Here is a 21,443-nt window from a genome sequence, read left to right on the forward strand (position 1 = left end):
AATGCAGACCGATACTGCCCCGCGCAAGGGAATCCGCCACGCCTCGGCGCTGGCGCTGCTGCTGGCCATCGCGCCGTGCGCGGTCCATGCCGCCGACGCGCCGCCGCCGTACCTGGACACCCAGCGCAGCTTCGAGCAGCGCGCCGCCGACCTGGTGTCGCGGATGACGCTGGAGGAAAAGGCCGCGCAGATGCAGAACGCCGCGCCGGCGATCCCGCGCCTGGGCGTGCCGGCCTACGACTGGTGGAACGAGGCGCTGCACGGCGTGGCCCGCGCCGGCGGCGCCACGGTGTTCCCGCAGGCGATCGGGCTGGCGGCCACCTTCGATACGCCGCTGATACGCGAGGTGTCCACCGCGATCAGCGACGAGGCGCGCGCCAAGCACCACGAGTTCCTGCGCCGCGGCCAGCACGGCCGCTACCAGGGACTCACGTTCTGGTCGCCGAACATCAACATCTTCCGCGACCCGCGCTGGGGCCGCGGCCAGGAGACCTACGGCGAGGATCCGTTCCTCACCGCGCGCATGGGCGTGACCTTCGTGCGGGGCCTGCAGGCCGACGGCGCGGACGCGCCGAAGAACGCGCAGGGCCAGACCTACCGCAAGCTCGATGCCACCGCCAAGCACTTCGCCGTGCACAGCGGCCCGGAAGCCGACCGCCACCACTTCGACGCGCACCCCTCGCAGCGCGACCTGTACGAGACCTACCTGCCGGCGTTCGAGGCGCTGGTCAAGGAAGGCCGGGTCGATTCGGTGATGGGCGCCTACAACCGCGTGTTCGGCGAATCGGCCAGCGCCAGCAAGTTCCTGCTGCGCGACGTATTGCGCGACCGGTGGGGCTTCGACGGCTATGTGGTGTCCGATTGCTGGGCGATCGTGGACATCTGGAAGCACCACAAGATCGTCGCCACCCGCGAGGAAGCCGCCGCGCTGGCGGTGAAGAACGGCACCGAACTGGAATGCGGCGAGGAGTACGCCACACTGCCGGCCGCCGTGCGCAAGGGGTTGATCGGCGAAGCGGAAGTCGACGCAGCGCTGCGCAAGCTGATGACCGCGCGCATGCGCCTGGGCATGTTCGATCCGCCGGGCCAGCTGCGCTGGGCGCAGATCCCCGCCTCGGTGAACCAGTCGCCCGAACACGACGCGCTGGCGCGGCGCACCGCGCGCGAGTCGCTGGTGCTGCTGAAGAACGACGGCGTGCTGCCGTTGTCGCGAGCGAAGATCAAGCGCATCGCCGTGGTCGGCCCCACCGCCGACGACACCATGGCGCTGCTGGGCAACTACTACGGCACGCCGGCCGCGCCGGTCACCGTGCTGCAGGGCATCCGCGAGGCCGCGCCCGACGCCGAGGTGCTCTATGCGCGCGGCGCCGACCTGGTCGAAGGGCGCGACGACCCCACCGCCACGCCGCTGATCGAACCGCAGTACCTGCGCCCGTCGGCCGACTCGCCCGAGCGCGGCCTGCGCGGCGAATACTTCCGCAACCGCGACCTGTCCGGCACCCCGGCGCTGGTGCGGGTGGATGCGCAGATCGGCTTCAAGTGGGACCGCGGCTCGCCCACCGACAACCTGCTCGCGCGCGGCGAAGCCGGGCCGGGCGAAGCGGTGCCGGCGGACGACTTCAGCATCCGCTGGAGCGGCCAGCTGGTGCCGCCGGCCAGCGGCACCTACCACCTGGAGACGGCCGCCAACGACGGCGTGCGCCTGTACCTGGACGGCAAGCGCGTGATCGACCGCTGGAGCGCCAGCGACCGCCTGCACGCCGACGGCGTCGACGTGCGCCTGGAAGCCGGCCGCGCCTACGACCTGCGCCTGGAGTACTACGAAGGCGACCGCGATGCGGGCGTGCGCCTGGCCTGGCGCCAACCCGGCGCCAAGCCGCCGCTGCAAGAAGCGCTGGACGCGGCGCGCCGCGCCGACGTGGTGGTGTTTGTCGGCGGCCTGACCGGCGACGTGGAAGGCGAAGAAATGAAGGTCAACTATCCCGGTTTCGCCGGCGGCGACCGCACCGACCTGCGCCTGCCCAAGCCGCAGCGCGAACTGCTGCAGGCGCTGCACGCCACCGGCAAGCCGGTGGTGGCGGTGCTGACCACCGGCTCGGCGCTGGCCATCGACTGGGCGCAGCAGCACGTGCCGGCGATCCTGCTGGCCTGGTACCCGGGCCAGCGCGGCGGCAGCGCGGTGGCCGACGTGCTGTTCGGCGACGCCAGCCCCGGCGGCCGCCTGCCGGTGACCTTCTACCGGGAAAACGAGAAGCTGCCGGCCTTCGACGACTACGCGATGCGCGGGCGCACCTATCGCTATTTCGCCGGCACCCCGCTGTACCCGTTCGGGCATGGCTTGTCGTACACGCAGTTCGCCTATTCCGACCTGCGCCTGGACCGCAGCAAGCTGCAGGCCGACGGCAGCCTGCGCGCCACGCTGAAGGTGAAGAACACCGGCCAGCGCGCCGGCGAGGAAGTGGTGCAGCTGTACCTGCAGCCGCTGGCGCCGCAACGCGAGCGAGCGCGCAAGGAGCTGCGCGGCTTCGAGCGCATCGCGCTGGAACCGGGCCAAACCCGCGAGGTCAGCTTCAGCCTCTCGCCGCAGGCCGACCTGCGCATCTACGACGAAGCGCGCAAGGCCTACGTCGTGGACGCGGGCGACTACGAACTGCAGGTCGGCGCCTCCAGCACCGACGTACGTGCACGCCAGCGCTTCAGCGTGCAACCGTCGCCCGCGGCGGCGCCATCGCCGCGGCAATGACCGCGACCGGTGGTGCGAGCCGTGACCGCTCGCACCACCGAGGCGTGGCTATGGATGGCGTCGGGCTTTCAGCCCCGAGCACTTCACCGACCACGCATCAGCCGACCGACTCCCCGGTACGAGGAGCGTCAGCCCCAACGGCCTTGCCAACCAAACACCACCCGCCACAGCGCCCTGTAGGAGGGGCTTCAGTCCCGACCGCCCTATCGACCAAACACCATCTCGCCTCGCTCACTGTGGGAGGGACTTCAGTCCCGACAGCCTTACCGACCATGCCTCAGACCGAAATCCTCCACCTGGATCTCCCGTGACCGAACCGCGCCTCACCGCCACCACGCTCCCCCACCTGCCGCCCGCCATCGCCCGCCCAACCTACGCCCTGGACCGCGTGCGCATCGGCATCGTCCACCTCGGCGCCGGCGCCTTCCATCGCGCCCATCAGGCCGTCTACCTCGACGACCTGCTCGCCGACGAACCGGACTGGGCGATCAGCGCCGTCTCCCTGCACAGCGCGCAGGTGCGTGATGCGCTGCGCCCGCAGGACGGCCTCTACACCCTGGCCCTGCTCGACGAGCATCCCGAGCTGCGCGTGATCGGCGCCATCCGCGAAGTGCTGTGCGCGCAAGACGAACAGGCCGCGGTGCTGGCGCGCCTGGCCGACCCGGCCGTGCGCCTGGTCACTCTCACCGTCACCGAGAAGGGCTACTGCCTGGCCGGCGAGCAACTGGACTTCGCGCATCCGGACATCGTCCACGACCTGGCCACGCCCCACGCCCCGCACAGCGCCATCGGTTATCTCGTCGCCGGCCTGCGCGAACGCCTTCGCCACGGCGGCCGGCCCTACACCGTGCTCAGCTGCGACAACCTGCCCGACAACGGCGGCAAGCTGCGCCGCGCCGTGCTGCAGTTCGCGCACGCCCTCGACCCGGCACTGGCCGCCTGGATCGAGACCGAAGCCGCCTTCCCGTGCTCGATGGTCGACAGCATCACCCCGGCCAGCGACGACGCCCTGCGCGAACGCGTCGCCGCGCAACTGGGTTGCCACGACGCCTGGCCGATCCAGCGCGAGCGCTACAGCCAATGGGTGATCGAAGACCGCTTCTGCAACGGCCGCCCCGGCTTCGAGCGCGCCGGCGTCACCCTCGGCGACGACATCGCCGGCTACGATCGCGCCAAGCTGCGCCTGCTAAACGGCCCGCACTCGGCGCTGGCCTACCTCGGCGCGCTGCTCGAACTGGAGACCGTCGCCGACGCCATGCGCCATCCGCAACTGGCAGCCTTCGTCGAAACCCTGATGCGCGAGGATATCGCGCCCACCCTGCAGCCGATGCCCGGCTTCGACCCGCAGCGCTACGCCGGGGCCATCCTCGCCCGCTTCCGCAACCCCGCCATCGCCCACCGCCTGGCGCAGATCGCCTGGGACGGCTCGCAGAAACTCCCGGTGCGCCTGCTCGGCACCATCGCCGACGCCCTGCACGCAGGACGCCGCATCGACCGCCTGTGCCTGCCGCTGGCCGCGTGGATGCAGTTCGTGCGGCGGCAGGCGCGCAACGGCGTGGCGCTGGTGGATCCGCTGGGCGAGACGTTGAGCGGAATCGGGCGCAGCGCGACCGGCGATGCCGGGCACGATGTGAGTGCATTTCTCGCGCTGGATGCGGTGTTCGCGCCGCTGTCGAAAGACGCGCGCTTCGCGCAGACGTTGCGAAGCGCTTATGCTGCGCTCGGCGACGGAAGTCCTGCAGGCACGCGACACGCCCTCGCACCGATGTAGCATCCGCCGCGCCTTCCTTCTTCAGTGCAGGAATCCCCATGTTCAAGAACCTCATCCCGAAGATCTTCTACGAACGGCTGCAGGACGGACTCGACTTCTTCGTCGATGGCATGGGGTTCGAAGTGGTGTACCAGGACGCCCTGATGGCGGTCGTCGCACGCGACGGCGCCAAGGCCTATCTGGTCGAGAATCCCGAGTGGGCGGCGAAGGACCGTCCGGAGCTGGGCATCGACACCGACGATGTCGACGCGATCTTCGCGGAAATGTCCGCGCGCGCGCCGCAGCTGTTGCACCCCAACGCCAACACCGTCGCGCTCAAGCCGTGGGGCTCGCGCGAGTTCGCGATGCTGGACAAGACCACGGTGTGCGTGAATTTTCGCCAGTGGCCGGACGAGGGTTGAGGTCGATCGGCGGGCTGCCCGGCCTATGCGCCCGGCGGGACTGCCACCCATGCGTGCCCCCACGCCCGGGAACGCATCGCGGTCAGCCGAGGCGCATCGACAGCTCGACGTCCTCCGCAAATGGGATGGACAGATAGCCCGACGCGGGCGCGCGCACCTGAGCCAGGTACTCCGGGCTGTAGTCGGCGTTGTCGGCGACGATCAGCGCGCCGGGCCGCAGGCGCGGTTCCAGCAGCGCCAGCACCTGCGGATACAGCGCCTTGGCGCCGTCGAGCAGCAGCAGGTCGATGCCGTCGGGCATGTCGCTGCGCAGCGTCTGCAAGGCATCGCCTTCGCGGATCTCCACCAGGTCGGCGAGCCCGCCGGCGCGCAGGTTGTCGTGGGCGCGCGCCACCTTCGACGGTTCGAACTCGCTGCCGATCAGGCGGCCGCCGCCGTTGTCGCGCAGGGCCGCGGCCAGGTGCAGGGTGGAGATGCCGAACGAGGTGCCGAACTCGACGATCGTGCGCGCGCGGCAGCTGCGCGCCAGCATGTACAGCAGCAGGCCGGTCTCGCGCGAGACGGCGAGCGGCAGCTCCTTCAGCCGGCTGTAGAACTCCACGTAGTCGGTCTTGCTTCGCATCAGGCGCTCGCGCTCGTCGGCCGGGATTTCGGCGAATGCGGACATCGCCGTCGCCGTCGTCGCATCAGCTTCGTCGAACAGGCGGCCGAGCAGGGGAGCGAGGGGTGCAGTGGTCAGGGTGGTCATTGGATATTTGCCGGTTTGTGCGTCCATCGTCGGACCGGAATAGAATGCGACTGATCCGTCACATTCGCTATTCGCATTGAGCGCGCCGCATGACCGAGCCTAAGAAAACCAGGATTTCCCCGCGAAAACAGCCGCAACAGGCGCGCTCCACTATGCTGGTGGCGGTCATCCTGGAGGCGGCAGCTCAGGTTTTGGCCAAGGAAGGGATGCAGCGCTTCACCACCGCACGGGTGGCCGAGAAGGCCGGGGTCAGCATCGGGTCGCTGTACCAGTACTTCCCGAACAAGGCGGCGATCCTGTTCCGGCTGCAGAGCGACGAATGGCGGCAGACCAGCGACCTGCTGCGCGGCATCCTCGAGGACGCGCCGCGTCCGCCGCTGGAACGGCTGCGCCTGCTGGTGCACGCCTTCGTGCGCTCCGAATGCGAGGAGGCGCAGATGCGCACGGCGCTGGCCAGTGCCGCACCGTTGTACCGCGACGCGCCCGAGGCGCAGCAGGCGCGTGCATCGGGCAAGCGCACGCTGCGGCGCTTCATGCGCGAGGTGCTGCCCGACGTTCCGGCAGCCACCCGCACCCTGGCCGGTGACCTGATCAAGACGACGCTTGCCGCGGCGGGCAAGGAGTTTTCGGAAACGCCGCGCAGCGCTGCGCAGATCCGTGCCTATGCCGATGCCATGGCCGACATGTTCTGCGCGTATCTGCAAGGGCTCGCGTCGCGTTCGGCGGCATAGCCGAGGCGCGAGCCGTGACACGGCGGCGGATGCGCCGCGTGCGCGCCGGCAGGAACGCGCAGGTGTCGTCGTTGAAGCCCACCGTATTGTAGAAGCCGGCGCCACATGCCTTCGGTGCGTCGTGGAACCACCAGGCCAGGCCGAGCAGCGCTGTCACGTCGTAATCGGTTCACTCAGGCGGGATTGGCGAGCGGCCGCATGGATGCCGGATGCCGCTGCGGCTGCGCCTCGCAACCGGCAGGCTGGCCGCGACATGGCTGCAGTTCCTGCATGGAAAACAGCATTCGTATCGTGGAATCGGTGCGCTTCATCGAGGCATTGCGACACGTTCATGCTGCGCTCGGCGATGGAAGTCCGGCAGGTACGCGGCAAGCCTGTATCGATGCAGCCGTCGACGCAAGCCGGCCCGCGAAGCGGCTTCCCCCCGGACGCGCTGACGCCTTCTATTGGTCGGCGGTAAACAGCACATGGCGACCTTCAGCGGCCGCCGTCTGATACAGGGCGCGAACCTCCTGGAACCATCCCCAGGTATATCGAAAGTCCTCGTCGGACAACTCGAGCCCGTACTGCGCCGGATCTATGGCCTCATAGCGTGCCCGAAACAGGTCTTCGGTAATGCCGGAGGTCGCACCCGCTATGTCGCCCGCCTGCGCCGGCGTCTTGAGGCGCATGATGTAGTCGTCGCGGCCGTACAGTGACCGGCCGCCGAGCACTACGTGATTCAGCGGATAGGTGCCGCCGCCATTGCCGGGCGAACCATCCGCCAAGGCCCGGTGCATCGCATCCCACGCCTTGTCGCTTTGCGCGATGTAGGTCCCGGGCTGCTCGAAGTAGCGCCCCTCGATGTCCTCCTGGACGAAGGCCAGGCGGTCTTCGTCGCTTTGCTTGGACAGAAGAACGGCGACATCCTCGTCCGACAACGCGAAATGGACACCTAAGCAAGCCATGGAAGTCTCCCAAGAGGCCGAACGTTTGAACTGAATATCAGGCTCCGATCGACGCATCGGGGTGCTGGGCCACATACGAGTTCAGCAGCGAGCCGAGATTGTCCTCGTACTTGTAGAACTCGGCATCCAGCCTGTCGATCTCCGCCTCATACCCGGGCATGCCAGAGAAGGATTCACGTTGCGACCACCTGACCTGGCGGTCTTTCGATGGCGACGAGTCCGGAAACCACGAAACTGCCTTGGACAGAAGGTGGTGGGACTTGCCTGCGCCGATGGCCTCCAGATGGCCCAGGATCTCGATGCAATGGTTGCCCAGCGAGTTTGTGAAGAGTTGGTCGAAGCCGCCATTGTGTACCTCTCCGTCGAAGCACCACAACAAGTAAACACGTCGCGCTTCGGGGGAAAGGCGGCCGACATGCTCGGTAATTCCGTCGCCTTTGTCGAAGACCACGGCGAGCGCCGCCATGAAGACCGCATGTGCGGGTTCGTCCTGCTTCATTGCATCCGCGAATCGCATGATTTCCCTGGGGCTCAATGCCTGCGTTCGCCGCGCGAGGCGGCTGGATTGAATGGACGGGCAGGGCCGGCCGGCTACGGCGCAAACCCCAACCCCGTCGCCCGCACCCGCACCCGCGCCAGGATCTTGTGCGAGGTCATGTACAGCGTGCGGCCGTCGTCGCCGAAGGTGCAGTTGGCGACGGGCCCGCCGGTCTCGATGCGGCCCAGGCGGCGGCCGTCGGGCGAAAACACGATCACCCCGCCCGGGCCGGTGGCGAACAGGCGGCCGTCGGTGGACACGGCGATGCCGTCCGGCAGGCCGGGGTTGGCGTCGCCGACGATGTCGGAGGCGTCGGCGAAGAGGCGCTTGCCGCTGACGTTGCCGCGCGCGTCGAGCGTGTAGGCGTTCCAGATCGGCCGCGCCGGGTCGGAATTGGCCACGTACAGGGTGCGCTCGTCCGGCGACAGCGCGATGCCGTTGGGCAGGCTCAGGCTGTCGTCGAGCAGGTGCACGCTGCCGTCGGTGTCCAGGCGATAGACGCCATTGAAGCGCAGTTCCTTGACCGGGGATTTGTCTCCATCCTTCAGGCCGTACGGCGGGTCGGTGAAGAACACCACGCCGTCGCTGCGGCGTACCAGGTCGTTGGGGCTGTTGAGGCGGTGGCCGTCGTAGGCGCTGGCCAGCGGCGTCTTGCGCCGCGTGGCAGGGTCGAGCCGGGCGACGATGCGGGTGCCGGAATCGGCGAGCAGCACGCTGCCGGAGGGTTCGGCGTACAGGCCGTTGGCGCCGGCCTCGCGCAAGGCGTCCAGCGGCGGGCCGGCGTAGCCGGACGGCTTGAGGAACACCGACAGCCCGTCGCGCTCGGACCAGCGGTACATGGTGTTCTGCGGCACGTCGTTGAACAGCAGGTAGCCGCCGTCGCGGACCCACGCCGGCCCTTCGGACCAGGTGAAGCCTTCGGCGACCTTCTCGATGCGCGCGCCGGCGTCGACCACCTCGGCGAAGGCCGGATCGAACGCGGTCAGGCGGCCCACGCTCGGATAGGGCGCCGGCGGCGGGTCGCCCTTGGTGCATGCGGCCAGCGTGGCCAGCAACGGAATGGCCACAAGCAAACGGGTCGGCAGTCGCATCGTCAGGTTCCAGGCGTGGAGGGGATCAGGCCGATAATGCCATCGGCCGCGGTGGAGGGTTCGACCTTCGCGCGACGGGCCGGCTACCGCGCCTGCGCCGGCACCGCCAGCACCGCGTCGAACGCCGGCTTGGGCTGGCGCTGGCGGTCGAACAGCAGCGGATAGTTGCGGCGCCCGGGCACGGGATAGTCGTTCTTCCACGACATGCCGTCGTCCACGCCCCAGACGCTGACCCGCGCCAGCGTGTCGCGCTTGCGCCAAAACAGCCGGAACAGCTCGGCGTAGCGGTCGCGCAGCTGCGCCTGCACGTCCGCCGGCAGGCCGTCGCGGTACGGGTCGAGGTAGCGCTCGAACTCCGGCAGCTGGAACTGCTTGTGCGCCATCACGGTGCCGATCACCTGGCCTTCCTTGGTCAATGGCAGCACGTCCACGTCCAGCTCGGTGATCATCACCTTGACCCCGAGCGCGGCGTAGGCGTCGATCGCCGCCTCGATGTCGTGCAGGCTGGGATAGTCCAGGCCCCAGTGGCCCTGCATGCCGATGCCGTCGATGCGGATGCCGTCGCGCTGCAGCATCTTCACCATGCGCACGATGCCGTCGCGCTTCTGCGGGCGCCAGGCGTTGAAGTCGTTGTAGTACAGCTGCGCGTCCGGCGCGTACCGCGCGGCGAAACGGAACGCCTGCCGCACCAGTTCGTCGCCGTCGCCGACGCGTTCCACCCAGTTGGTCTTGCGGTAGCTGCCGTCCTCGTCGATCACCTCGTTGACCACGTCCCAGGCCTGCACCTTGCCCACGTAGCGCCCGGCCACCGCCTGGATGTGCGCGCGCATGCGCTCGATCTGCGCGTCGCGGCCGTTGGGCCGGCCCTGCGCGTCGACGAAGAACCAGTCCGGGGTCTGGTTGTGCCAGACCAGGGTGTGGCCGACCACGAACATGCCGTGGCGGCGGCCGTAGTCGACGAACGCGTCGGCGGCGGCGAAGTCGTAGACGCCCGGGCGCGGATTGACCACCTCGGCCTTCATCACGTTCTCGGCGGTGACCGCATTGAAGTGCCGCGGCACCAGCGCGGCGGAGGCGGCGTCCTTGCCGGAGACGATGTCGGCATTGACCGCGGTGCCGATGAGGAACGCGTCGGCGTAGGCGTCCTTGAGCCCGGCGCCGGCGGCCGCGCCGGCCGGCGTGCGCGCTGCGGCCGCGGGATCGGCGGCGGCCGGCGCGGTGCCGAGCAGGCAGGCCAGCAGCAGGGCCGGAACGAGCGTGTTGCGCAGTGCGGGCATGGCGGTGGTCCTGCGTCGGTCGTGGGCGGCATGCGGATGGGGCGTGCCCGCGCTGCGCTGCGTGCGTCGCGCGTGCGCGCCGCTCACCGCTGCACCTGCACGCGCGTGCGGGTGGGCTGCAGCGTGTCGGATTCGACGTGCAGCGTGAGCGTGCCGGTCTTGCCCGGCAGCGCGCGCACGATCGCCAGCGCCAGGCCGTTGAACGCGTTGCGCTCGCGGGAAGTGAACGATTCCAGGTCGGTAGGGTCGCCGTTGTCGGTGGCGACGATCTCGCCCGGGCCGTCCAGGCGGAAGCGCAGGCGGTCGCCGGCGGTGGGCGCGGGGCGGCCGTCGCGGTCGAGCAGGCGCACGGTGACGAAGGCCAAGTCGCGCCCGTCGCCGCGGATCGCGGCGCGGTCCGGCGTGGCCTGCAGGCGCGCGGCCGGTCCGGCGGTGCGCACGGTGTCGCTGGCCCACGGCCGTCCGTCCTTGTACGCCTGCACGCGCAGTTCGCCAGGCGCATAGACCACTTCGTCCCAGCGCAACCGGTACTGATACGGCGCCTTCTTGCGGCGGCCCTGCGAGACGCCGTTGACGAACAGCTCGGCCTCGTCGCCGGAGGTGAACACGTGCACCGGCGTGAGCTGGCCTTCGCGTCCGGGCCAGGTCCAGTGCGGCAGCAGGTGCGCCATCGGCAGTTGCGGGCGCCAGCGCGCCTGGTACAGCCAGTGGCGGTCCTTGGGGAAGCCGGCCAGGTCGAAGATGCCGGAGTAGGAGCTGCGCGCGCTGTAGTACGGCGTGGGTTCGCCGAGGTAGTCGAAGCCGGTCCAGACGAATTCGCCGGCGACGAACGGATGCCGGTCGAGCGAGGCGAACACCTTGTCGGCGCTGGCGCCGAAATCCACCGCATGCAGTTCGTAGGCGCTGACCTGGCGCGCCACCGGATCGCCGCCGCGGCCGTCGCGCACCGGCGCGCTGCTGTCGGCCGTCACCGGGAACAGGTACACGCCGCGGCTGCTCAGCGCCGAGGCGGTCTCGCTGCTGAGGATCGGCTTGTGCGGGAACTTCGCCTGGAAGGCCGGGTACTGCGGCGTCTTGCGGATGCGCTCGGTGCCCTCGAACTCGGGCGTGTCGCGGATGCCTTCGCCCTGGTAGTTGAGGCTGATCGCATCCAGCGCCGCCGGCAGCGGCATGTCCGGCGCGGCGTAGTTCATCGCCGCGGTGGCCAGCCGGGTCGGGTCCTCCTCGCGCACGATGGCCTGCAGCCGCTGCGCGATCGCCGCGCCGGCCTGGCCGGTGTACTGCTCGCCCACCTCGTTGCCCACGCTCCACAGGACGATCGAGGGATGGTTGCGGTCGCGGCGCAGCATCGCGCGCAGGTCCGGCTCGTGCCAGTCGGGGAAGATCAGGTGGAAGTCCAGCGGGGTCTTCTTCATCTCCCAGCTGTCGAACACCTCGTCCACCACCAGCAGGCCCATGCGGTCGGTCAGCTCCAGCAGCTCCGGCGCCGGCGGGTTGTGGCTCATGCGGATCGCGTTGGCGCCCATGTCGCGCAGCAGCTGCAGCTGGCGCTGCGCCGCGCGCAGGTTGAACGCCGCGCCGAGCGCGCCGAGGTCGTGATGGTTGTTCACGCCGCGGATCGGCACGTGCTCGCCGTTGACCAGCAGCCCGCGCTGCGGGTCGAAGCGGATCGTGCGCACGCCGAAGCGGGTCTCGTAGCGATCGAGCACGCGGCCGTCCTGCGAGACCTCGGTGAGCGCGACGTAGCGGTGCGGCCGCTGCGTCGGCGGCGGCCCCCACAGCCGCGGCCTGGCCAGCACGACGCTGCCGTCGACGGTGGCGCGGCCGCGCGCCGGCACCTTCGCCGCGACCGGGGCGGTGCGCGCCAGCGCCTCGCCGCTGCGCACGCCATCGGCATCCAGCGCATAGATCGCGCTGGCGACCTGCACCTGCGCGTCCTGCGCGCCATCGTTGTCGAGCGCGACCGCCAGCCGCACCGTCGCCGCCTGCGCCGACACCTGCGGCGTGGTGACCTGCGTGCCCCACTGCGCCACGTGCACCGGCGCGGTCTTGGTCAGCCACACGCTGCGGTACAGCCCGCCGCCCGGGTACCAGCGCGCCGAATCCGGCGGATTGTCCAGGCGGATGGCCAGCTGGTTGGTGCCGCCGAAGACCACGTAGGGCGTCAGGTCCAGCCGCCACGAGTTGTAGCCGTACGGCCAGCCGCCGACCAGCCTGCCGTTGAGCCAGACGGTGGCGTAGGACATCGCGCCGTCGACGTCGAGGAAGATCGAGCGCCCGCGGTCGCTGGCCGGGAGGTCCAGCCGCTTGCGGTACCAGCCGATGCCCCAGCTCGGCAGCCGGCCCATGCCGCCGTACGGGCCGTCGGCGATGAACGGCCCGGCGATGGCCCAGTCGTGGGGGAGGTCCACCGCGGCCCAGTGGCGGTCGTCGAAACCGGCCTGCACGAAGGCCACCTCGCTGCCCGGGTCGCCGGGCGGACGGACGTGGCGCCGCGCCGGATCGGCGATGAAGGCGTTGCCGCTGGGCAGGATCCACGGCTTGAGCACCGGCCGGCTGCGCGACGCGACGCGCTCGGCATCCTCCGGACGCGCATCGGCCACCTTGCCGTCGGCGCTGCGCACCACCTGCGGGCGCACGTCGTAGTCCAGCGTATCGCCCACGCCCGGCGCATCGCCACGGTGGAAGCGCCAGCCTGCATCGAGCGACAGCCGCTCGCGCGGCGCCTGCGGCGGCGCGGCGCACAGCGTGCCGGCGGCCAGCGCCGCCAGGGCCAGCAGCAGCGCGCGGGCGCGGCGCAGCGGCAAGGTCGGCTGCGCTGTGGTGCGCATCGTGCGGCGGCGCGCGCTACCGGCTTGCGTCTCCGGAAGGCCGAGGCCCGGTCCCGGCGCGCGGATGGCTTCGTCGTTCGGCGGCCTGCCTGCGAACGCGGCGGGGCGAGACCGCGCCGCGTCCGGGAACCCTCGTGCAAGGGTGCGGGCCTGCAGGGCCGCGCCGCGATGCGGGCCGATGCGCCCGGCGTGTGCCGGATCTCGCGTGGGCACGGCCGCAGTGCAGCGCGCCTGCGTCACAGCTTGTAGGCCCGCTTGGGCAGGCGGTAGGCCAGGTCCACCGCCACCTCCGCCGCTTCGTCCTCGTCCAGCCGGTGCTCGGCGACCAGCTTGGCCAGGAACGCGCAGTCCACGCGGCGGGCGACATCGTGCCGTGCCGGGATCGACAGGAACGCGCGGGTGTCGTCGTTGAAGCCTACCGTGTTGTAGAAGCCGGCGCTGCTCAGGGTCTGCTCGCGGAAGCGCCACATGCCTTCCGGCGCGTCGTGGAACCACCAGGCCGGGCCGAGCAGCAGCGCAGGGTAGTGCCCGGCCAGCGGCGCCAGCTCGCGCGCGTAGGTGCTCTCGTCCAGGGTGAACAGGATCAGGGTGAAGCCCGGCGCGTTGCCGAAGCGGTCCAGCAACGGCTTGAGCGCGTGCACGTAGTCGGTGCGCAGCGGGAGGTCGGCGCCCTTGTCGCGTCCGTAGCGTTCGAACAGCGCGCGGTTGTGGTTGCGGAAACAGCCCGGGTGCAGCTGCATCACCAGCCCGTCGTCCAGGCTCATCGCCGCCATCTCGGTCAGCATCTGCGCGCGGAACAGCTCCGCCTGCGCGGGCGTGGCCTCGCCGCGCAGCACCGTCTCGAACAGCGCGCGCGCCTGCGCCGGGGCCAGGTCGGCGGTGGCGGCGCTGGGGTGGCCGTGATCGGTGGACGTGGCGCCGGCGGCGGCGAAGAACGCGCGGCGCTGGCGGTGCGCGCGCAGGTAGCCGTCCCAGTCGTGCACGTCCTCGCCGGTCAGCTCGCCGAAGCGCCGCAGCGCGTCGGGGAACTGCTCGTGCTCCGGGTCGATCACCGCGTCGGGCCGATAGGCGGTGATCACCCGCCCGCCCCAGCCGCTGGCGCGGATCGCGGCGTGATGCTGCAGCGGATCCAGCGGCGATTCGGTGGTGGCGATCAGCTCGATGTTGAAGCGCTCGAACAGCGCGCGCGGGCGGAACGCCGGCGTCTGCAGCGCCTCGCCGATGCGGTCGTAGTACAGGTCGGCGCTATCGGCCTGCAGCCGCACGCGCAGGCCGAACACCTCGTGGAACACGTGGTCGAGCCATAGCGCCGACGGCGTGCCGCGCAGCAGCTGGAAGCGCTCGGCGAACGTGCGCCAGGCCTGGCGCGGATCCACCGCCGCGCGGGTGCCGTCCGCGCGCGGGATGCCCAGCGCGTCCAACGGCACGCCCTGGCTGTAGAGCATGCGGAACACGTAGTGGTCCGGCACCAGCAGCAGTTCGGTGGCGTTGGCGAAGGCGGCGTCCCCGGCGAACCAGGCCGGATCGGTGTGGCCGTGCGGGCTGACGATCGGCAGGCCGGACACCTGCGCGTAGAGGCGGCGCGCGATCGCGCGCATGCCTGGGTCCGGCGGCAGCAGGCGGTCCTGGTGGAGCGAAAGGGGCGGGGTGGGCATGGCGGCTCGGGACTCGTGGAATCGGTCGATGCGGTCGTTGGGGGATTCAGGTGCGGCGGGTTGCGCGCGGCGGCAGCTGCCTCAGCGCGGGCGTCCGCCGCCGTCGCGGATCGGCATGGCCACTTGCCCGGCGCAGGAACATGCGCCGTGCGCGAAACGGCGCGGGCAGGTACCGATCGTTTTCATTGTGGCGCCTCCGCGGGTGCTCGTCGTGCCGGCATCCGGCGGACACTATGCACGCTCCTCCAGCCTTGCCGGCTGCAGCCGCGGTACCAGCGCGTGCACCACCGCCAACGCCAGCAGGTAGGCCGACCCGGCCATCAGGAACACCGGCAGGTAGCTGCCGGTAGCCTCGAGCAGGAAGCCGATGAAGGTGGCGATCAGCATGCCGCCGACCGCGCCGGCGAAGCCGCCGATGCCCACCACGGTGGCCACCGCGTGGCGCGGGAACATGTCCGACGGCAGCGTGAACAGGTTCGCCGACCAGCCCTGGTGGGCGGCGGTGGCCAGCCCGATCAGCGCCACCGCCAGCCACAGGTTGTCGGCGCGCGCGGCAAACACGATCGGCACCACCGCCAGCGCGCAGATCAGCATCGCCGTCTTGCGCGCGCGGTTGACGCTCCAGCCGCGTGCGATGAAGCGTCCGGCCACCCAGCCGCCGGCGATGCTGCCGATGTCGGCCAGCACGAAGATCACGATCAGCGGCGCGCCGAGCTGCAGCAGGCTCAGGCCGTATTCGGCGTGCAGGAACTTGGGCAGCCAGAACAGGAAGAACCACCAGATCGGATCGGTGATGAACTTGCCGAGCACGAACGCCCACGCCTGGCGGTGGGCGAGCACCTGCGCCCACGACAGCCGCCGTCCCGCCTCGGGCGGGTCGCTGCGGATGTGCGCCAGTTCCGCCGGCGACAGCCGCGGCTGCTGCTCGGGCGCGCGATAGCTCAGCCACCACACCAGCAGCCACGCCGCGCTGAGCACGCCGGTGAACAGGAACGCGGCCTGCCAGCCCCACGCGGTGGCGATCACCGGCACCAGCAGCGGGGCGACGATCGCGCCGATGTTGGAGCCGGAATTGAAGATGCCGGTGGCCAGCGCGCGCTCGCGGCGCGGGAACCATTCGGCCACGGTCTTGATCGCGGCGGGGAAGTTGCCCGACTCGCCCAGGCCGAGGAAGAACCGCGCGATCGCAAAGCCCACCACGCTGGTCGCCAGCGCATGGCTCATCGCCGCCACGCTCCAGATGCCGATCGCCAGCGCATAGCCGGCGCGCGTGCCGAAGCGGTCGATCACCGCGCCGCTGCACAGCAGGCCGAGCGCGTAGGCGGCCTGGAACGCAGTGACGATGTAGCCGTACTGGATCTCGTTCCAGCCGATCTCGGTCTGCAGGAACGGCGCCAGGACGCCGAGCACCTGGCGGTCGATGTAGTTGATGGTGGTCGCGGCGAGCAGCAGCGCGCAGATCCGCCAGCGGAAACGGCCGACGCGGGCGCCGGCGGGCCCCGTGGCGGCGAGCGGCAGCGGTTCGCTCATGCGGAGTTCCTCGCGCGCGCGACGGCGGCGGATACGCGATGCGCCGGCGCGGTGCGAGCGCGCGCGCAACAAGGAACGCGCGCGCGTGGCGCCGGCGCCAGGTATCGGTGTCGCTGCGTCCGGCGCGGGGCGCCGGTTGCGCACCGCACCCTCTCAACGACGTGCTCGCGGGCTCGTTTCATCGCAGGCGACCATCCCATGGCGTGGCATCGGGGCCACGGTTGATAGCGCTACCATTAGCACGCCGGGTTCGCGCAAATCCACTGCCTGTGCGCCTTCGGCGACGCGATGCGCCGCCACTGCGGGACTTGCAAGCGTTTCCGGACCGCTGCGCATGCGCGTGGCGGGCGATTTATGTTGCCGTGCAGCGTGAGAATCCAGAATTGATAGCGCTAACATCCGGCGCCCCGATCGAAATGCGATGTCCGGCAGCGACCTGCCGGCGCGTCGCAACCTGCGGCAGGCAGATCCTGCGCAGGGGCGCTCGCAGGGCATCCACGACCCGAGGGAGAGATTTACGGTGAAGCACAGCTACGCAAGAACCACGTTGTCGTACGCACTGGGATCGATCCTGCTGGGCATGGCCGGCGCGCCGGCCTGGGCGCAGACCGCGCCGGCGAGCGCGGCCGAACCGCAGCCCGCCCCCGCCGCACCCGCGCAGGACGCATCCGCTTCCGGCGATGCGGTGACCCAGCTGGATACGGTGACCGTGTCCGGCTATCGCCGCAGCATCCAGTTCTCCACCGACGCCAAGCGCGATTCGGTCACCTTCAGCGACACGGTGTTCGCCGAGGACATCGGCAAGTTCCCCGACATGAACATCGCCGAGTCGCTCAACCGCATCCCCGGCGTGCAGCTCTCGCGCGACGTCAACGGCGAAGGCCTGAACATCGCCATCCGCGGCCTGGGCACCAGCTTCACCAAGACCACGCTCAACGGCGCCAGCATCGCCACCGCGTCGATCGGCATGAACGCGCAGAACCAGAACCGCGAGGTCGACCTCAACCTGTTCCCGACCGAGTTCTTCACCCAGCTCACGGTCAGCAAGACGCCGACCGCGAGCATGCTCGAAGGCGGCGTCTCCGGCGTGGTCGACATGCGCAGCGCGCGCCCGTTCGACCGGGTCGGCACGCACCTGACCTACCAGCTGCAGGGCGACTGGAACAGCACCAGCGAAAAGACCACCCCGCGCGGCGCGTTGATGGGCAGCTGGACCAACGACGCCGGCACCTTCGGCGCGCTGTTCGGCGTGGCCTCGGTGCGCAGCAAGACCGGCGTGGAAGGCTTCGAGACCGTGGGCTGGACCAATCCCGGCCTGACCTACACCCAGTGCGGCCTGACCCCGCCGGCCGGCACCCCGGCGACCGCGCAGCCGGCCGCGTGCAACGTCAACGGCGGCGGCAACTGGCGCATCCCCGACACCGTGCCGGTCACCGCCGCCGGCGCCGGGTTGACCCCGGGCCAGACCATCGACGCGGCGTGGCTGCTGGCGAACAACCCGGGGCTGAGCATCGACCAGATCAGCGATGCGCGGATTCCGCGGCTGGGCCGCAGCGTGTACATGCAGGGCGATCGCGACCGCGACTCGTCGGTGATGTCGCTGGAATGGCGGCCGAGCGACAGCGCGCATTTCTACCTGGACACGCTGTTCTCCCGAGCCAAGCGCGTCACCGACCGGTTGAGCATGAACCTGATCGGCCGCAACGGGAACATGATCCCGCTGGGCATGCAGCTGGACGGCAACAATGTCGTCACCGACGCCACCTTCGCCAACGCGCAGTACTTCCTGGAAGCGCGCCCGTACCGCGAGGAGGTCAAGTTCTGGAGCGTCAATCCGGGCGCCGAGCTGCTGTTCGGCGCCGAGCAGGACATCAAGCTCAACGTGCAGGCCAACGCCACGCGCAGCTGGATGTTCCGCGAATCGCCCAGCGTGCTGGTGACCTCGCCGTTCACCACCGTCCAGTACAGCAACCAGGGCGGCGACCAGCCGTCTATCGAAAGCCCGCTGGACCTCAACGACCCGAACCTGGGCTGGGGCTGGACCGGCGGACGCCTGAACATCAACAACGAAAAGCGCGTCACCGAGACCCGTGGCGGGCGCGCCGACCTGCAGTTCGGCGAGGACACGCGCAACGTCAAGGTCGGCGTCGCCTACGACCAGGCCGAGCGCACGATCCAGGGCTTCGACAACAGCGCGGCCTGGGAGACGGCGGTGTGCCGCGGCGGCGGCGCCACCTGCACCGGCGGCCCCGGCTCGCTGGTGCCGCAGTCGGCGCTGGCGTCGTACCTGACGCCGGGCCCGGGCGGCTTCATCACCGTGGACTTCGACCGGTTCCTGCGCGATACCAACTACTACGCCCTGCGCGACGCGGCGCCGGAGACCAACGCCGCCAACACCGGCGCGTCCACCGGCGCGATCGAGGAAAAGAACTGGGGCTTCTACGTCGAGACCAATGCGCAGACCGAGGTGTGGAACCGCGCGCTGCGCTTCAACGCCGGCGTGCGCTACGTCACCACCGACCAGACCATCAGCGGCCCGGTGACGGTCGGCGGCGTGCGCCGCTACCAGACGCAGGATTCGGACTACAAGGAGATCCTGCCCTCGTTCAACGTGGCCTGGGACGTGGCCGACAGCGTGGTGTTGCGCCTGTCCGGCTCGCGCACGCTGACCCGGCCCGATCCCAGCGCGATGCTGCCCAACACCAACTTCAGCGATCCGTCGGCGCAGACCGCCACCCAGGGCAACTCGAACCTGGCGCCGTACCTGTCGACCAACGTGGACATCGGCGGCGAGTGGTACACCGGCGCGGAAGGCTTCGTCGGGCTGACCGTGTTCAACAAGCGCATCGACGGCTTCACCGTCAACGGCGTGCGCCGCATCCCGTTCCTCGACCTGGGCGTGCCGTACGCCGACCTGACCGCGACCCAGCAGGCCGCGATCGACCAGCGCGGCGGGCCGAACGCGGCCACGGTGGACGTGCAGACCCAGGTCAACGCCGACGGCGTGCTCAACATCCGCGGCGTGGAGGCGATCTGGGTACAGCCGCTGGACCGCCTGCTCGACGGCCTGGGCTTCAGCCTCAACTACACCCACGTCAAGCAGGAGTCCGAGGGCGACGGCGTGCAGGCGGTGGCGGTGGGGGTGGCGCCGAACCTGTGGAACGGCACCGTGTACTGGGAGAAGAACAACACCTCGGTGCGCATGTCCTATGCCTGGAACGACGACATGGTCATCTCCGGCGCCAACCAGAACGGCATCCCGGACGCGCGGCTGATGTCCGACGCGCGCGGCCAGCTGGACCTGTCGGCCAGCTACACGCTGTCGTGGATCCGCTCCGCCCCGCAGATCACCCTCAACGTCACCAACATCACCGACGAGCCGCTGCGCACCACCTTCCAGTATCCCAACGCGACCTACGACCTGTACAAGCCCGGACGCACGATCATGCTCGGCATCCGCGGTTCGTTCTGATCTCCGCCGCGGCCATGGCCTACGCCCAGGACACCGCCGCGCCGCCGCGGGCGGGAGAGCGCCGACCCGGACGGTCGCCTCTCCCGCTCCGCGCCTCGCGGGGCGCCGACTTCGCCGTACCCTCGTCCGCGGACCCTCTTCCGCCGGAAGAGGGGAGCAACGCCCCCATCACCGGCTCCCGTCCATGACCCCCACCGCGCACCGCCTCTCGATCGCGGAAAAGATCGGCTACAGCCTCGGCGACCTGGCCGCGAACATCATCTTCCAGACCCTGATCACCTTCCTGGCGTTCTTCTACACCGACGTCTACAAGATCCCGGCTTCGTCGGCCGCCAGCATCATCTTCGTCGTCGGCCTGCTCGGCGCGTTCGTGTTCACGCCACTGGTGGGCATCCTCGCCGACCGTACCCGCAGCCGCTGGGGCAAGTTCCGGCCGTGGATCCTGTGGACCGCGATCCCGTTCGGCGCCGCCTCGCTGCTGGCGTTCACCACGCCGGAGCTCGGCGAGCGCGGCAAGACCGTCTTCGCGCTGGCGAGCTACTCGCTGCTGATGCTGGTCTACGTGGCCAACAACCTGCCGTACTCGGCGCTGAGCGGCGTGCTCACCGGCAGCATGGCCCAGCGCAACAGCCTGTCCTCGTACCGCTTCGTGGCGGTGATGATCGCGCAGTTCATCATCCAGGTGCTGCTGCTGCCGCTGGTGCTGATCCTCGGCGACGGCGACAAGGCGCGCGGCTTCCACAACGCGATGGCGCTGTTCGCGGCGACCGGCACGCTGTGCTTCCTGATCACCTTCTTCACCACCCGCGAACGGGTGCTGCCGCTGTCCGAGCGCGCCTCCAGCGTGCGCGAGGACCTGACCGACCTGGTGCGCAACAAGCCGTGGCTGGTGATGCTGGCCCTGACCATCCTGGTGTTCGTCAACCTGGCGATGAAGGGCGGCATGTACGTCTACTACTTCAAGTACTACCTCGACGCCGGCGCGCTGTCGCGGTTCCTCGACGGCAGCGGCTTCAACACGCTGATCGCCGGCGCCAACGCGATGACCACCCGCGCCGGCCTGGCCGCGCTGCAGTGGCCGCAGGACGCGCCCACCTCCGCGTTCAGCGCGTTCAGCGCCGGCGGCATCGTGTTCATGATCGTCGGCATCGGCTGTTCCAAGCCCCTGGCCGACCGCTTCGGCAAGCGCGACGTGTTCGGCGCCGCGCTGCTGGTGTCGACGCTGTTCCTGCTGGCGTTCTACCTGTATCCGCCCGACGCCATCGCGCTGGTGTTCGCTTCCTACATCCTGCACGGCTTCTTCTACGGCATCACCATCCCGCTGCTGTGGGCGATGATCGCCGACGTCGCCGACTACTCGGAATGGAAGAACCACCGCCGCGCCACCGCGATCATCTTCTCGGCGATGATGTGCGGGCTGAAGATCGGCCTGAGCGTCGGCGGCGCGCTGGTCGCGGCGATCCTGGCGTTCTACGGCTACGACGCGGCGCTGCCGCAGCAGAGCGCCGCCGTCACCCACGGCATCCGCCTGGCGGTGAGCGTGTACAGCGCCATCCCGTTCCTGCTGTGCGTGGCCGCGCTGTTCCTCTACGAAATCAACAAGCCCATGGAAGCGCGCATCGAGCGCGAGCTGGAGGCGCGCCGCCTGCGCGCGCCCTCCGGCGCCATCGGCTGAACCCGACACGATCCCCCCGGAGCACGACCGCGC

At 70.1% G+C, this 21,443-nt stretch carries 15 protein-coding genes; 6 read left to right on the forward strand and 9 right to left on the reverse strand.

From position 1 onward, the window contains the following. Nucleotide 1 precedes the first annotated feature (1 nt). The 3 genes from JR065_RS09465 to JR065_RS09475 all read left to right on the forward strand — a co-directional run bounded on the left by JR065_RS09465 (nt 2) and on the right by JR065_RS09475 (nt 4,915). Nucleotides 2-2,743, forward strand: a complete 2,742-nt coding sequence (locus JR065_RS09465) for a glycoside hydrolase family 3 protein (RefSeq protein WP_241093510.1) — start codon at nt 2-4, stop codon at nt 2,741-2,743. 307 nt (nt 2,744-3,050) lie between these two features. Next, nucleotides 3,051-4,514: a mannitol dehydrogenase family protein gene (locus tag JR065_RS09470; protein ID WP_206233832.1), complete on the forward strand. Its 1,464-nt coding sequence runs from the start codon at nt 3,051-3,053 to the stop codon at nt 4,512-4,514. A 38-nt stretch (nt 4,515-4,552) separates the two neighbouring features. Then, nucleotides 4,553-4,915: a hypothetical protein gene (locus tag JR065_RS09475; protein ID WP_206233833.1), complete on the forward strand. Its 363-nt coding sequence runs from the start codon at nt 4,553-4,555 to the stop codon at nt 4,913-4,915. An 82-nt stretch (nt 4,916-4,997) separates the two neighbouring features. Here JR065_RS09475 and JR065_RS09480 read toward each other — a convergent pair whose 3' ends face one another. Continuing rightward, entirely contained in the window at nt 4,998-5,582 is a 585-nt protein-coding gene (locus tag JR065_RS09480; protein ID WP_241093511.1) for an O-methyltransferase, read from the reverse strand. A gap of 170 nt (nt 5,583-5,752) precedes the next feature. On the opposite strand from JR065_RS09480, the gene JR065_RS09485 reads away from it, so the two are divergent. Then, entirely contained in the window at nt 5,753-6,394 is a 642-nt protein-coding gene (locus JR065_RS09485) for a TetR family transcriptional regulator (RefSeq protein WP_206233835.1), read from the forward strand. Nucleotides 6,395-6,567: 173 nt separating this feature from the next. On the opposite strand, the gene JR065_RS09490 is transcribed toward JR065_RS09485, so the two are convergent. The 8 genes from JR065_RS09490 to JR065_RS09525 form a co-directional block, all read right to left on the reverse strand. Beyond that, entirely contained in the window at nt 6,568-6,705 is a 138-nt protein-coding gene (locus tag JR065_RS09490; RefSeq protein WP_206233836.1) for a hypothetical protein, read from the reverse strand. 132 nt (nt 6,706-6,837) lie between these two features. Further along, a complete protein-coding gene (locus tag JR065_RS09495) occupies nt 6,838-7,341 on the reverse strand; it encodes a YfbM family protein (protein WP_206233837.1) in 504 nt (167 codons plus the stop codon). A gap of 37 nt (nt 7,342-7,378) precedes the next feature. Next, nucleotides 7,379-7,840 (reverse strand): DMP19 family protein, encoded by a 462-nt coding sequence (locus tag JR065_RS09500; RefSeq protein ID WP_206233838.1) that lies wholly within the window; start codon nt 7,838-7,840, stop codon nt 7,379-7,381. A 92-nt stretch (nt 7,841-7,932) separates the two neighbouring features. Further along, nucleotides 7,933-8,970, reverse strand: coding sequence for an SMP-30/gluconolactonase/LRE family protein (locus JR065_RS09505; RefSeq protein ID WP_206233840.1), 1,038 nt, complete (start codon nt 8,968-8,970; stop codon nt 7,933-7,935). 83 nt (nt 8,971-9,053) lie between these two features. Continuing rightward, complete coding sequence (locus JR065_RS09510; protein ID WP_206233841.1) at nt 9,054-10,247, reverse strand: endo-1,4-beta-xylanase; 1,194 nt, start codon at nt 10,245-10,247, stop codon at nt 9,054-9,056. Nucleotides 10,248-10,330: 83 nt separating this feature from the next. Continuing rightward, complete coding sequence (gene galB, locus JR065_RS09515) at nt 10,331-13,078, reverse strand: beta-galactosidase GalB (protein ID WP_206233843.1); 2,748 nt, start codon at nt 13,076-13,078, stop codon at nt 10,331-10,333. Nucleotides 13,079-13,314: 236 nt separating this feature from the next. After that, nucleotides 13,315-14,733, reverse strand: coding sequence for a glucuronate isomerase (uxaC, locus tag JR065_RS09520; RefSeq protein ID WP_206233844.1), 1,419 nt, complete (start codon nt 14,731-14,733; stop codon nt 13,315-13,317). A 231-nt stretch (nt 14,734-14,964) separates the two neighbouring features. Next, nucleotides 14,965-16,263, reverse strand: a complete 1,299-nt coding sequence (locus tag JR065_RS09525; RefSeq protein ID WP_206233845.1) for an MFS transporter — start codon at nt 16,261-16,263, stop codon at nt 14,965-14,967. 520 nt (nt 16,264-16,783) lie between these two features. Here JR065_RS09525 and JR065_RS09530 point away from each other — a divergent pair. Then, complete coding sequence (locus JR065_RS09530; RefSeq protein WP_206233846.1) at nt 16,784-19,735, forward strand: TonB-dependent receptor; 2,952 nt, start codon at nt 16,784-16,786, stop codon at nt 19,733-19,735. A 184-nt stretch (nt 19,736-19,919) separates the two neighbouring features. Then, nucleotides 19,920-21,410 (forward strand): MFS transporter, encoded by a 1,491-nt coding sequence (locus JR065_RS09535; protein WP_206233847.1) that lies wholly within the window; start codon nt 19,920-19,922, stop codon nt 21,408-21,410. The last annotated feature ends 33 nt before the right edge of the window (nt 21,411-21,443 follow it).

The organism is Xanthomonas sp. (assembly GCF_017163755.1).
GTDB lineage: Bacteria > Pseudomonadota > Gammaproteobacteria > Xanthomonadales > Xanthomonadaceae > Xanthomonas_A.

What these genes read in the sequence shown, in the direction of transcription:
- JR065_RS09465 (WP_241093510.1), top strand. Translation starts at nt 2, where the DNA reads ATGCAGACCGATACTGCCCCGCGCAAGGGAATCCGCCACGCCTCGGCG.
- JR065_RS09485 (WP_206233835.1), top strand. Translation starts at nt 5,753, where the DNA reads ATGACCGAGCCTAAGAAAACCAGGATTTCCCCGCGAAAACAGCCGCAA.
- JR065_RS09505 (WP_206233840.1), bottom strand. Translation starts at nt 8,970, where the DNA reads ATGCGACTGCCGACCCGTTTGCTTGTGGCCATTCCGTTGCTGGCCACG.
- JR065_RS09525 (WP_206233845.1), bottom strand. Translation starts at nt 16,263, where the DNA reads ATGAGCGAACCGCTGCCGCTCGCCGCCACGGGGCCCGCCGGCGCCCGC.
- JR065_RS09480 (WP_241093511.1), bottom strand. Translation starts at nt 5,582, where the DNA reads ATGTCCGCATTCGCCGAAATCCCGGCCGACGAGCGCGAGCGCCTGATG.
- JR065_RS09510 (WP_206233841.1), bottom strand. Translation starts at nt 10,247, where the DNA reads ATGCCCGCACTGCGCAACACGCTCGTTCCGGCCCTGCTGCTGGCCTGC.
- JR065_RS09495 (WP_206233837.1), bottom strand. Translation starts at nt 7,341, where the DNA reads ATGGCTTGCTTAGGTGTCCATTTCGCGTTGTCGGACGAGGATGTCGCC.
- JR065_RS09500 (WP_206233838.1), bottom strand. Translation starts at nt 7,840, where the DNA reads ATGAAGCAGGACGAACCCGCACATGCGGTCTTCATGGCGGCGCTCGCC.
- uxaC (WP_206233844.1), bottom strand. Translation starts at nt 14,733, where the DNA reads ATGCCCACCCCGCCCCTTTCGCTCCACCAGGACCGCCTGCTGCCGCCG.
- JR065_RS09490 (WP_206233836.1), bottom strand. Translation starts at nt 6,705, where the DNA reads ATGAAGCGCACCGATTCCACGATACGAATGCTGTTTTCCATGCAGGAA.
- JR065_RS09535 (WP_206233847.1), top strand. Translation starts at nt 19,920, where the DNA reads ATGACCCCCACCGCGCACCGCCTCTCGATCGCGGAAAAGATCGGCTAC.
- galB (WP_206233843.1), bottom strand. Translation starts at nt 13,078, where the DNA reads ATGCGCACCACAGCGCAGCCGACCTTGCCGCTGCGCCGCGCCCGCGCG.
- JR065_RS09475 (WP_206233833.1), top strand. Translation starts at nt 4,553, where the DNA reads ATGTTCAAGAACCTCATCCCGAAGATCTTCTACGAACGGCTGCAGGAC.